The organism is Serratia sp. (in: enterobacteria) (assembly GCF_046715635.1).
Taxonomy (GTDB): domain Bacteria; phylum Pseudomonadota; class Gammaproteobacteria; order Enterobacterales; family Enterobacteriaceae; genus Chania.
Genome location: NZ_JBKJYW010000317.1, coordinates 37099 through 48651, shown reverse-complemented (window position 1 = coordinate 48651; position 11553 = coordinate 37099). Strand labels below are relative to the sequence as shown.

The 11553-nt window shown below is 44.7% G+C and carries 12 protein-coding genes and 1 pseudogene; 3 read left to right on the top strand and 10 right to left on the bottom strand.

What is annotated here, in order from left to right; translation table 11 throughout:
* Positions 1 to 15: 15 nt before the first annotated feature.
* Both ACLQ7H_RS16575 and ACLQ7H_RS16570 read right to left on the bottom strand, forming a co-directional pair.
* Positions 16 to 825, bottom strand: coding sequence for a thioesterase II family protein (locus tag ACLQ7H_RS16575; RefSeq protein ID WP_411753612.1), 810 nt, complete (start codon positions 823 to 825; stop codon positions 16 to 18).
* A gap of 369 nt (positions 826 to 1194) precedes the next feature.
* Entirely contained in the window at positions 1195 to 2373 is a 1179-nt protein-coding gene (locus ACLQ7H_RS16570; protein ID WP_411753611.1) for an SfnB family sulfur acquisition oxidoreductase, read from the bottom strand.
* A gap of 272 nt (positions 2374 to 2645) precedes the next feature.
* On the opposite strand from ACLQ7H_RS16570, the gene ACLQ7H_RS16565 reads away from it, so the two are divergent.
* Complete coding sequence (locus ACLQ7H_RS16565; RefSeq protein WP_411753610.1) at positions 2646 to 3362, top strand: sulfite exporter TauE/SafE family protein; 717 nt, start codon at positions 2646 to 2648, stop codon at positions 3360 to 3362.
* On the opposite strand, the gene ACLQ7H_RS16560 is transcribed toward ACLQ7H_RS16565, so the two are convergent.
* Both ACLQ7H_RS16560 and ACLQ7H_RS16555 read right to left on the bottom strand, forming a co-directional pair.
* Positions 3344 to 4252, bottom strand: coding sequence for a LysR substrate-binding domain-containing protein (locus tag ACLQ7H_RS16560; protein WP_411753609.1), 909 nt, complete (start codon positions 4250 to 4252; stop codon positions 3344 to 3346). The genes ACLQ7H_RS16565 and ACLQ7H_RS16560 overlap by 19 nt on opposite strands.
* 16 nt (positions 4253 to 4268) lie before the next feature.
* A complete protein-coding gene (locus ACLQ7H_RS16555; protein ID WP_411753608.1) occupies positions 4269 to 4748 on the bottom strand; it encodes a helix-turn-helix domain-containing protein in 480 nt (159 codons plus the stop codon).
* 247 nt (positions 4749 to 4995) lie between these two features.
* Between ACLQ7H_RS16555 and ACLQ7H_RS16550 the strand changes: the two are divergent.
* Positions 4996 to 5427: pseudogene (locus ACLQ7H_RS16550) on the top strand (winged helix-turn-helix domain-containing protein); the annotation flags it as partial.
* Positions 5428 to 5724: 297 nt separating this feature from the next.
* On the opposite strand, the gene ACLQ7H_RS16545 reads toward ACLQ7H_RS16550, so the two are convergent.
* From ACLQ7H_RS16545 to ACLQ7H_RS16525, 5 genes are all read right to left on the bottom strand, one after another.
* Complete coding sequence (locus ACLQ7H_RS16545) at positions 5725 to 6108, bottom strand: putative zinc ribbon protein (protein ID WP_411753665.1); 384 nt, start codon at positions 6106 to 6108, stop codon at positions 5725 to 5727.
* Positions 6109 to 6230: 122 nt separating this feature from the next.
* Positions 6231 to 6779 (bottom strand): inovirus-type Gp2 protein, encoded by a 549-nt coding sequence (locus ACLQ7H_RS16540; RefSeq protein ID WP_411753607.1) that lies wholly within the window; start codon positions 6777 to 6779, stop codon positions 6231 to 6233.
* A 408-nt stretch (positions 6780 to 7187) separates the two neighbouring features.
* Entirely contained in the window at positions 7188 to 7421 is a 234-nt protein-coding gene (locus ACLQ7H_RS16535; RefSeq protein WP_411753606.1) for a hypothetical protein, read from the bottom strand.
* 89 nt (positions 7422 to 7510) lie between these two features.
* Entirely contained in the window at positions 7511 to 8146 is a 636-nt protein-coding gene (locus tag ACLQ7H_RS16530) for an inovirus Gp2 family protein (protein WP_411753605.1), read from the bottom strand.
* A gap of 291 nt (positions 8147 to 8437) precedes the next feature.
* On the bottom strand, positions 8438 to 8650 hold the full coding sequence (locus ACLQ7H_RS16525) for a helix-turn-helix transcriptional regulator (RefSeq protein ID WP_411753664.1): 213 nt from the start codon (positions 8648 to 8650) through the stop codon (positions 8438 to 8440).
* An 800-nt stretch (positions 8651 to 9450) separates the two neighbouring features.
* Between ACLQ7H_RS16525 and ACLQ7H_RS16520 the strand changes: the two genes are divergently transcribed.
* Positions 9451 to 10413, top strand: coding sequence for a hypothetical protein (locus ACLQ7H_RS16520; RefSeq protein ID WP_411753604.1), 963 nt, complete (start codon positions 9451 to 9453; stop codon positions 10411 to 10413).
* A 121-nt stretch (positions 10414 to 10534) separates the two neighbouring features.
* Here the strand turns inward: ACLQ7H_RS16520 and ACLQ7H_RS16515 are convergent, their stop codons facing one another.
* Complete coding sequence (locus ACLQ7H_RS16515; protein ID WP_411753603.1) at positions 10535 to 11488, bottom strand: hypothetical protein; 954 nt, start codon at positions 11486 to 11488, stop codon at positions 10535 to 10537.
* Between the last annotated feature and the right edge of the window lie 65 nt (positions 11489 to 11553).

The following is an 11553-nucleotide window of genomic DNA, read 5'->3' as shown; positions in this document are numbered from 1 at the left end:
TCAGCAAACGTATATCTATATAAAGATGGAATTATCATCGATTTTTTTTCGACTTTGTCGAATCATCTCATCGATGGCATTAATAATGATTTCTGGATAATCGTTAAAATAAAAATGATTGCCGGATACCTGCTTTGCGCCAAGGAAATACTGAGTGTGCGCTTGCCATTTCAATAGGCTCTCGAGCGGGACATGGGCATCATTTTCACCAACGATAGCCATGATTGGGGTACCGATCGGCGCAGAGTATTGATGGCGGTATCCACTGATCAGCTTGAAATCGCGCTTTAATTTTTCAGAGACAATGTCATTAATCAATGAATTATGCGCGAGATTCGCATCAATGCCGTTGAAATAGGCAACTTCCTGAATAAACGTATGGTTGTCCATTTCAGCCATTTTAACGATGCGAGGTGAGGGGATTTCCGTTGGGCTGAGGCTGGCGGAAATAAGTAATCCATTGGCTGAGGTGCGCAGTTTTTTTGCGACCTCCCAAGCGAGTATTGCCCCCATGCTGTGACCGAAGAGATAAAACGTCTTATCAGCTTCCTGCGCAATCGCAGCAGCAATAGTATCTGTCAGCGTATTGATATCCGCCGGATAATCCTCAGCGTAGCGGCGACCGGTTCCAGGCAATATAACCGCCTTCATAAGCAGATCGTTCGATAATCCAGACTGCCAGTGCAGGTAATCCTCTGCGTTGCCTCCTGCATGAGCCAGGCAATAGAGCACCGAATCATCTGGCCGTGCTTCTCTGGCCGTTGTAAACCAATGATTCTGTCCAAACCCGTGGTTCATTCTTGAAGCAACTCCTGTTGCAGGCATCCCGATTATCTCCATTGAAGCTAAATACGGAACAGGTTAATTAATGAATTTAACATTTAATTTACATTCGATATCCTAACGTTTTTCCTTAACTGATGTACATCAGTATTTAACTGATGCTGTCACCCCAAAAAAACCAACCAATAAAATAAATTATTTAATATCAATTGGTTATTGTGATTTTGTTTGAGGCGAGATGGCGCGGATGCAACGGGCGCATGAAAATGGGTTTCGCAATGGAGCGGTGGAGGAGCAACGTTATGAATATCTTAGCTCATTTATTCATCGCCGTATCATTTCTGAGCACCGGCATGGCTGAGGGTTTTTGACGCATCGTTATCTATCGCCATGCCGAATGTTTCATAATTGTTAAATGTAGTTATGGCGTTTGGGATAGACATCATTTAAATAGAACTGGCCGATGGCATTGACCTTCCAGCGTACCGGATCGTGCAGCGTATGCGTGCGGGCATTGCGCCAGTGGCGGTGTAAATTGAGTGATTCTCTGGTCGAGCCAGCGCCTGCAAACTCGAAAAGCTTATTACTGGCCAATATGGCAATTTCACTTGCCAGCACCTTGGCAATCCCCACGCGCACGGAAAGTTGGGCAAGCTCGCCATCGGTGTTGATGTCCGTTTCGTCCAGCTCTCCAGCCACCTGATCCAACATCGCGCAAGCGGCGGCATAGTGGATTTCGAGATCGCCGATCCCCGAAATAAGATAGGGGTCATCACTCGCCTGCGCGGTACCGCTGTCAATCCACGGGCGGGCTGTTTGCTTGATATATTTTATCGCCTCGTCGATGGATTCCCGCGCTATTCCGACATCAATGGATGCATGGATCAGCTGAGAGGCTGCACCTATCGGATAGTTGCCAAGAAACGCTTCGGTAAATGGAATAATATGTTCCTCGTTAACCACGACGTTATCCAGCAATACGGTGCCGCTCGCCGTCACTTTTTGGCCAAAGCCCGACCAGTCGGTTTTTATCTCCATTCCCGGTGCATCTTTTGGGACAAATGCATGCATGAATATGCCGAAATCACCTTTGGCGACAATCCCTATCCAATCTGCGTGTATGCAGCCCGTCGCGTAAAATTTTTTGCCATTCAGCCGCCAGCTCCCGCTTTCCTCAGTCAGCGTTGTCTGAATATTGGCTGCATTTTTACCACCGATTTCCGAAGCTGCCTGGGCAAACTTCTTGCCTGCCAGGATTTCACCAAAGAAAAACTTTTTCTGAGAAGGGGTGGCAACGGCATTGAGGAGATCAACTATATGAAAATGACTACGGGGAATTTGTGCAATCGAGGGATCGGCAGCTGCAATGAGACGCGTGATTTGGCTGAGGGCCTTATAGCCTAAGTCTAAACCACCATGCTCTCTGGGAACTGTCACCGCCCAAAGTCCGGAAGCTGCGTAGGCATCCACCTGTTCTGTGCTGAGATGACGGGTTTGATCCCTTTCAGATGCGCTGTTGCGTAACCATTGTGCAATATCATTAGCATCAGACAATGATTTGGAGAACTGTGGGCTGATCGTTGATTTCATAACACATGACTCCGAAGTTATCGCTTTTGGAGTAGGTATATTAGTCGTTAAAAAATGTTTTCACTAAATTATTTTCGCCGATCTCATCAGAAAACCCTTGGTTGAGCTATTTAAATTGAGTTACGCAGTCTCACGTATATCCCAAGAGATATTAAATCAGTTTTTTATTGATACACCCTCAGTTAAATACTCATGTACAGGATTTGCCGCTCTACTTAATATCCTTGTTGTCAGAGATGTAAATAATGATGCCATATAAGTAGAGGGTTAAAGTGATTGCGATTATATCCGTATTCCTACTGGCTGGGATTGTAAAAGGCGTTATAGGTCTGGGATTGCCGACGATATCAATGGGATTATTGACAGTCGTCATGCCACCTGTCAGCGCGGCTGGTTTGTTAATCATTCCTTCATTAGTGACAAACATATGGCAATTATTCATCGGCCCAGCATTTCTTATCCTGATAAAAAGGCTATGGGGATTTATTGCGGGCATCTTTATTGGCACGTTATTTAGTATCTTACCTGGATTAACGTCTACATCGTCATGGACAGAAGCAGCGCTGGGTATTGTTCTTATCATATATGGTTTTTGGGGGCTTGTTGCTAAAAAACTCCCGTCTCCGGGTAAGTCCGAAAAGTGGCTCTCACCGCTAGTGGGTTATATTACCGGTGCAATTACCGCAGCAACGGGTGTTTTTGTTATCCCGGCAGTACCTTACCTGCAATCACTCCAATTAAATAAAAATGACCTAGTTCAGGCTCTCGGTTTGGCCTTTACGGCATCGACTGTTGCATTGGCAATACATCTGTCACTGGATAATAAACTGGAACAGGTTGATTATTATTTGTCCTCCATTGCGTTAATTCCTGCAGTTATAGGGATGTATATTGGCCAATACTTGCGTAAGGTGTTCAGTGAAGTCACTTTCCGACGCTGTTTTTTTATCGGACTGATCGCGCTGGGAGCCTATATGGCGCTTAAATAATCAGCCGGATATTGCACAAGGAAATCAACAAACTCTTTTACATAGCCAGGTAGATCGGAAAAGTCCCGTGCGCAGATGATCAGCTTACGGTCAGCCCAACTTTCAGACAACCGGATAATTTTACTGCGATGGTTCGCTTCATAACGCATGGCGGCATGCCTTGGGATAATCGCGATACCGACACCACTATTGACCACTTGCATAACGGCATCAAACGTCACCATGCGAACTCGGTAGTTAAGGCGATGCCCCAGGTTTTTGGCATGTTCTTCGAGATGCTCCTGAAGTGCGCTACCTTCGGATAATCCGATAAATTCAGCCGTGATAATTTCTGCAAAACTCGTGCTTTCGATATCTCGCCAACGGTTATTGCAAGGTGCAAATACCACTAGTTCATCATCACGAAATGGTAACGAGACTAACCCGTTTAACTGTGCTGAATCAGCAACGATACCCAAATTGGCCGTTTGATTTTTAATGGCCGCGACAATGTCATAACTGAGCATCTCTTTAACGGAGACGGAAATATTTGGCTTGCTGAGCAAATAAGGGCCAATCAGCCTAGGCAGAAATTCGCTCTGTGCCGATGAATTGCACAGCAGATTGATGTGTCCACGTAGCCCTTTGCCATACTGATGCAATTCACTGCGCATGTGATCCACTTGTTGCAACACAATATTGGCGTGGCTAACCAGCACGTATCCCGCATCTGAAAGCACCACTCCTCTTCTTGAGCGGCTAAACAGTGGGACGCCGAGCTCACTTTCCATGCCACGAATACGTCCGCTGGCCGACTGTAAGGTAATATTTGACAACTCAGCACCGCCAGTAATGCTCCCTGCTTTATGAACATTCAGAAACAAACGTAAATCGATAATATCAAACCGCATAAGAAAACATACTCCGCTAGATTTGTAGCCTGTTATCTGGCCTTTCGTTGATGGTTAACTGAAATCTACAGCTTTTCCGTATATACGCGGTTAACTTGAAGTAGCTAAAGTGGTTACGGTACAGCCACTTGTTCATGCCGGGTACGGTGTAACGGATACCCCACCACTCATCAATCCTCCCAATCTCCCAATGATAGTCTGCGTAGGTAAGAAGATTATCCGTCAGATAGGAGATAAGTTCTGCTGTCTGTTCCTTGCTGAGATGGCTGTCAGAACCGCCATTTTCGGGCTTAAGTTTTTCTTCGTTAAGCCAGTCATTCACATGACTGCGAACCGTTGTTTCATCAATCAACTGTGATTTGGCGATTGTGGTTGTAGTCCAGCTATCAGCGGCAAGGTGAACGCATCGAATTCGGTCACGTACACGCGGGTCTCTGCTTCTCTTGTGCGGCATTTTCAGGGCGATCCGTTGTTCAGCCGTCAGTTCTATTTTCATGGCTCTGAGCATGATCCTCATCGGCTGGGAAATCAAGCACCTTCATTGATCACAGGCATAAAAGCATGTTAGCCAACTGATGAGACTAGCAGTTAAATCATTGAAAAAAAGTGATCTACACAGTTTCTCCTGAAGTTTGGCTGGTGGGGGCGACTCAATCTCGCACGATTCCTTCCATAAAAAACCGTCAAACGCTGGCTTCTTCGGAACGAGATCGTCAGTATCTAGATATTGCCACCGAATCAGTTATCAGTGTTCTCGCTGGAGCACTGAGTTGTTAGCAATAAAAATCAATGAGATAACAGGTTGTAGTTTGCACGCATCGACGGTTCGCCGGTGGCTTCCCTCGGCTGGATTGGTCTGGCGAAGAGCTACACCCACACTGCGTATTAGGGACCCACATAAAGAAGAGAAAATGGCAGTTATCGCTGAGACTCTTGCCCTGTGCAGCGCTGAGCATCCAGTATTTTACGAGGATGAAGTGGATATCCACCTCAATCCCAAAATTGGCGCTGATTCACAACTTCGTTGCCAACAAATACAAGTTGTTACGCCGGGGCGGAACGAAAAATACTATCTGGTCGGTGCATTACACAGTGGCACGGGAAAAATCAGTTACGTCGGTGGCAACAGCAAATACTCGGGGTTATTTATCAGCTTGTTGAATACCTTAAGAGCACGTACCCCGCAAGCTGACTTCGGTGGTGTAGATATGATCTTTGCAATATGGGCAGGTTTTTAATCCCACATAGTTCAGTTGACACTGCAGGCAGGAATAATACTCAAGAGAGGGCTTGCCAAGTTGAGCAATGACAGGTGGTCTTTGCGTTGTCGGTCGACAGGACGACAGCCAAGTGCACGATGTTAGGCGATAACAGCAATTTTGAGGAAGATCACTACGTGAATAGTGCAAGTTTCGCGCAGTTTTTTAAATTGCATAGTGTGCCTCCGTGTAGAGAGATGGACGTCACAGTGATCAATCAGTCAGAACTTCGATACTGTGCTCACTGGTATGGCAAATCAGGCAATAGCGCTCTCCGTGATACTCAGTGTTACAACCCGCGCAGCACCAGTTAGCTTTTTGGACGATAGGCCTTGCATCAGGTACATAGCGACGTAGTAGCTTGATACGCTTTATTTCTGAACGCTCAGGTTTGACGTAGGGGCAGTATTGGCCTCGGGCGGTTAACGCGTTCTGCCGATGTTCAAACCAGGGGCGTTCCGTGTGATATTCCGGATGGAACGTCATCGCGCTGTCGCAAACATGGCAACGGTAGCAGTCGTAAGGTGCAGACTGTGCGGTTCTGGCCCCGGTCATATGATCATTGCCGTCCAATGCCATAAAGGATTTTGCGTACATCATGTTGGTTCTCCGCACGAGCTTACGCGCCCCAAGGGTGGGCAGAAAGTCGTGCTATCGAAGGGGAATGAATGAAATCAGGTCAACGAGCGGGGTGACGCAGTTGGTTAATAATCGGTGGTTTATCGGGTAGTGCGTACAACGGAAGATAACTGCATCGCTTTGTTGCTAAGCGCAGCATACTGGGATGGGTAGGTATCGGGTTCACCACGGGCAACCTGGATGTAAATGGTTTCCGGCAGCAAAGTTTGTACCCACTCGTTAGACGGATCGGTAGCTGATGACCAGGCTTTGCTGATGAGTACATTCATGGTATCGATTTGCGTCTGTAACGAAGGGTCATGGCGGACGCTGTAGAACGTATCCTGGTTCAACAACAACAGTATCGGGATAACGCTATCGCTATCGCCCTCAACACCCCACAATAGGCTGATTTGTGTCGGCGGTGCTGTTTTACCTGCTGATTGGCGGCTGTCGATAAATACGTTGATCAACTGGAGTAAAGCAGCGTGAAACCGGGTTATCAGCGTGTTGAGGGGCTGAGTTGAAGGATCGGGTAAGCGTAGTGTGACCCGTAATGCGATCAGCCTCGGATAATGATCAATGGCAGCTTGAAGCGTGTGTTTGATGCCGTGTTTGTCGAGTTGAGTGGGGGGAAGAAGAGCTCTCATCAACATTGCCATCTGTTATCAGGCCTACTCTGGGAGCCAACGGGTACGCTGAATAGGGCGCTGTGGCAAAAAGAGCAGGGTTTGGCACCTGTGTATTGTCGATGGCATTGAGTACATATCCAGCGGGTGGCAGCGCTAACTGGATTGATGGCGTTGATCTTTTGCATGTGAGTTTCCTTGTCTGAGCAATGTGAAGCGCGGGCCCTACGACATGTTCAGAGAACATCGCATGAAGCAGGGATCGCGAGGCGGAATTGAGTAAGGCTTGGGGTCGTCGAATGTGAGTTTTTTCAGTTGGCTCTGTGTGGTACGGCCATTACGCGAAAGGGTGTTAGTGGTAGTTGTTGTTGCTCATATCATTGTGTCAATTTTTGTTATCTGTAGGCTGTAATCGGGGAATACGAACCTTCATGCTGAGCGTGGTTTCTCGATGTTGGGGCAAATCTCGATGGCTGCCTCAGTCAATTGCTCGAGATCGTGGATGAAATGCGCAGGCTGATCGCCCTGACCAAGTATCAGTTCCACCGGGCAACTGCAATGAAAACAGTAGAATGACCATAAGTAAGGGAACCTGATCTCATCGGTCGCATTTATCAGGTAACCATATTCGTTAATAGCCATTTTCGCGGGTATTTGTTTCATAAAGAGCCCTGTTGTTGAACTGAGAGAAGGTATGCCGTAGCAGACGCAATGGAACTTCTGCTCAAAGCATTGGCTTGCACTGTCATAAATTACTTTTGGCTGTACCCGATTGACCGATCCGATGCGCTGTAAACCTTGCTACGATCTTTGGCAAGATAACTGGCTCGGAATACGAATGCCTTGTAGTGATCATCGAAATCAGGCTTGCTACGATCCAGCACGTAAGTCGGATTGTCAGGGAAATGCACCAATGCACGGTATTCATCGTAACCATGTAACCCTAATGCGCTTAGCCATGCCTGCTGGATCATGGCGCTCAAATCCTGGCTTGCCGGATCAAAACGCCCCAATTGCCAGAAGAGATCTTTGTTGAAGAACAGGAGGGTGTGGTAATGCGGGTAATCTAACGTTTCAATTTCCCTTACCCAGTAATAACGTAACGTACAGGGATAAGTCCGTTTGCCCTGTTTTGTTAATCGCTGACGATAGCTTTCGATCTTAGCCATCAGCGATCGTATGAAACGGGTCATCAGGTCAGGAGATAGGTTAGGATTACAGGGGGGCATATCGTTGTTAAACCAAGTAGGGGAGAGCCGTAGATCAGCACGAACAGCGAATGTTCGAGGATGATCAGCCAGGGCATTGTTAATGATAAACTCTAATTTCTCCAGATAGTTATCGTTCAGAGGACCATGGCGATGATCGAGAAAGCTAGGGCTAAACATGATTAAGTTCCTTTCGGGGTGAATGAAGACTACAGCTCATCCTCAGAACAAGATCTGCTGTGTCATGATGGATGCGTGTTGTTTGGTTTTAATCGCTAGGAAGTGGGTATGCTGTAAGTCAATCGAGGTATCAGATGAACTAAGTGGAAGAGTATCTAACTACACGTAGGTCAAACTAACCAACTGATTGTATATATTACTATTACCGACATTACTTTTGTGTTTTTACACCGAAATCACACCTTGTAGATGATGATTCAATCAATATTTGAATGAAATATTACTCTCAAGTTAGCTCTCATAAGATAATAAAAAATCCCCTCGATTTATCTTCCCCCTTGAACTCTCAATACGCTCCAGCATCCAGGCTTCCACTTCGCTTTTAAGCCAGCGCGAACTTCGCCCGAGCTTAATCGGCTTGGGGAATGCTCCGTCCTTGATGAGCTTGTAGAACCATTTGTCACTTAACCCGGTAAATTCCGTGATGAAGGTCATATCGACCATTTTATCGCTCAACAAAGGAATGGCGTTTTTTTCATCGGTATCAGTCTCATTGGTTGGTGCTGAGTCAGTCTTGTGAGTCATGGTATTGCTCCCGTAAGTTTGGTGTTGGCTTGTTGCCTCGGGAGATCGATGTTGGTTGCCATTGGTTGGGGAACCGTTATCTACCTCATACCATGTCACTGAATGTAAAAAGATACTTATTATTTGAGAAGTTCCAGCTAAACGGGCACATATAAACTCTGGAATTGACTTATGGCTAGGCTACTTAGTTTCAGTCTGGCGCGGCCATCATTGCTCCATTGTGGCCAAAATACTCTTGCTATGAGGAGTAGGCACTCGACAGTGGTTAGGGGGCCAAACGGTTACTGAGTTTTGGTTCGGTGGGTGACACTGGCCCCAAACTAACGCGTGGGTTGTCGCTTTAACTCCCCCAAATCAAAGGTATCTATGCCTGGTACATGTCGCGGACACCAATCGTCGAGAGTGGGCTAATCAATCTTTGTTCGTCACTGTTGGCATGGCTGGACATTATGGTATCCAAGTGCAATCAACAAAACATTAAGTGTTAACGTACTTTTTTCATAAAAATAACGCTGCACAAGGTATGTTAAATACTAATTCACATGCCCTGTTTACGTAAAGTAAGTTATTTTACTATCTTCTGTTTTTAATCTTTTTAGATGCTTTTTTTCGTCTGTTTTTAATCTTGTTTAAATATTTGTTGACAATGCTTTGTTTTGTGTTAACTCTGTATTTGTCGTCTTTTGATATCCGTTGCTTCCGGTACCTATGGTGATACTATGAAAGATAATGATAATCATTTTTATGAGAAGGGTGTTCAAAGTACTTCATCTACCGATGGCTCTCTGAACCCCCAGCAAGGTGTGGGTACTGAGGGCGAGAATTCTGTACCATCACCTGATTTATCTGATGACAATGAGTTTGTTCGAAAACTCAACCGGGTCGCTGAATCTTCAACGTTTGAATACATCAACGAAAAAATGAAGAAAGACAGGCTGGTGCCTGCAGATTTCAAATGGCTAAAGGGAAATGCAAATGAACGCGCTATTTTTTGGGTTTGGTTACTCTTAAAAACCCTGCCTAAAAAAAACAATCTGACATTTATTTATATATCTCAGAGGAACTCATCGGAATGGGGGAGGGAATTATCAGATGGCGATATTCTCTACGAATATTTTCGACTTCCTAACGAGGCCTGTAGCACAGTAGAGAGAAGTCGTATTATTATAGATTTCTTTAATGCTCTGGAAAAACAAAGTGATTCTATAACTGCTCGTAATCTTCTTACAGCCACTCGCTCTATCTGGGCGAATGTTATATATCCGGTCAGGAGAGTCCAATGGCTGAATAAAAAGAGTGAGTCAGAACTTGATGGGATTTGGGACCATTTGCTTAAGAAAAATGGATTCGAAAACTGTATTCTTAATGAATTTAGACCGGTAGATAATAATGAGCGTCGCCTAGCTATTATTGGAGCGATAGATAACTATATTTCATATGGTGACTCACGTGACATTAATACCAAAAAAGCAATTATTGAAGAAGTCTATAAAAATTTCTTGCAAACTAAACGTAGAGAGAAAATTGCGGCCGGAAATAAAAAGGCTGGGCTGAATGCTGAAATATCGCAAAAAGCCAAAAAAGCGCTAGTGAAAATGACAGAGGAAAAAGATACTAGGATAAATAAGTTTCTTGAGAAACTAATATTAGACGAGTACTCAAGGTACAATAATAAAAATTAATACTCTGTGTGAACTAAGTGGGTATTAGATTGCAGTAATGAAGTGCCAAGCGAAAATCTGGCATTTTCTCGAGCAACTCAATGCTGAATTTAACTTCACTGTCAGTAGGGAAAAGCACGACTCATGGTTTTTTCTGCGCAGAACTGGCTCTTATTTTTCTCCGTTTATCCGAATCAAAGAGGAAATTATCATAGATGTTATTAATAAATTGATTGATAAAGACATACTGCTGAGCCCTCCATTTATCAACAACAGAGTTGGTGTTTGATTCTTTGTTACCAGGATTTTGTTTTATAGTTCTTGTTTTATAAAAGCCATTAAAGAAAGAAGAAAATAAATCCTCTTCGCCGCTTTGGTACAAAAGTGAGAAAAAAAGAGCATCACCCAACATCCTGAGTTGCTTATCGTCAGTAATTATTCTTAGCAGGTGACACAGCACATCGTACTGTTCTTTGTACCCAAGTCGATTACATTCCAGTAATAAAAGAGTGAACGAAGGGGCTCTACCTAATCCAATACTGCGATATACCATTGTATCCAAATTAGGATCGCGCTCCATTTCATTTCGTGTTAATGGAAATCTTGCGATCATTTCATCTGCACGTTTTTTTGTTTTATAGGATTGGGTCAGCGTAGAATATAAACTTTGTGTTTTACAAACGGGAATATCAGACCTTGTGGTAATAGTTTGCAGAAAAGCATGTGCTTTACGTCTGATGAGTTTAGGAACAATGATGTGTGAAGTCGGTAATGAAACCATCAGTGGAAAAGGTCTTTGAAGTTCGCAAATTTCTACCCAAGATGAAAAACCGTCAACGCTCTTTATTTGCCCCACCGCCAGTTGTAGGCAATAAAGATGGCGAACCGTATCAAAATCAAGTGTTGGCACCTCAATGTTTTTTTCATTATCTGCTTCGTCTGGAGATGCCGATATGCAAGAGTTAAGTTTACCCCTTCGTCTCAGCATTTCCTGAGTGTTAAGCCAGGCTCTGCTTCCCTTTACAGACCGGACTTTGGCTTCAGTTTTATCCTCTTGAAGATCTTGTTGTCGTTGACTTTCATTTTCTTTTTCCATTCTGACAACTACCCCGCATTCCAGAAAATCTCACACCCATATTACCTGTGTGAAGAACCGGATGA

Excerpts from the sequence above, each read along its gene's own strand:
- ACLQ7H_RS16575 (WP_411753612.1), bottom strand. The coding sequence starts at position 825 with ATGCCTGCAACAGGAGTTGCTTCAAGAATGAACCACGGGTTTGGACAG.
- ACLQ7H_RS16570 (WP_411753611.1), bottom strand. The coding sequence starts at position 2,373 with ATGAAATCAACGATCAGCCCACAGTTCTCCAAATCATTGTCTGATGCT.
- ACLQ7H_RS16560 (WP_411753609.1), bottom strand. The coding sequence starts at position 4,252 with ATGCGGTTTGATATTATCGATTTACGTTTGTTTCTGAATGTTCATAAA.
- ACLQ7H_RS16555 (WP_411753608.1), bottom strand. The coding sequence starts at position 4,748 with ATGAAAATAGAACTGACGGCTGAACAACGGATCGCCCTGAAAATGCCG.
- ACLQ7H_RS16545 (WP_411753665.1), bottom strand. The coding sequence starts at position 6,108 with ATGTACGCAAAATCCTTTATGGCATTGGACGGCAATGATCATATGACC.
- ACLQ7H_RS16540 (WP_411753607.1), bottom strand. The coding sequence starts at position 6,779 with ATGAGAGCTCTTCTTCCCCCCACTCAACTCGACAAACACGGCATCAAA.
- ACLQ7H_RS16535 (WP_411753606.1), bottom strand. The coding sequence starts at position 7,421 with ATGAAACAAATACCCGCGAAAATGGCTATTAACGAATATGGTTACCTG.
- ACLQ7H_RS16530 (WP_411753605.1), bottom strand. The coding sequence starts at position 8,146 with ATGTTTAGCCCTAGCTTTCTCGATCATCGCCATGGTCCTCTGAACGAT.
- ACLQ7H_RS16525 (WP_411753664.1), bottom strand. The coding sequence starts at position 8,650 with ATGGTCGATATGACCTTCATCACGGAATTTACCGGGTTAAGTGACAAA.
- ACLQ7H_RS16520 (WP_411753604.1), top strand. The coding sequence starts at position 9,451 with ATGAAAGATAATGATAATCATTTTTATGAGAAGGGTGTTCAAAGTACT.
- ACLQ7H_RS16515 (WP_411753603.1), bottom strand. The coding sequence starts at position 11,488 with ATGGAAAAAGAAAATGAAAGTCAACGACAACAAGATCTTCAAGAGGAT.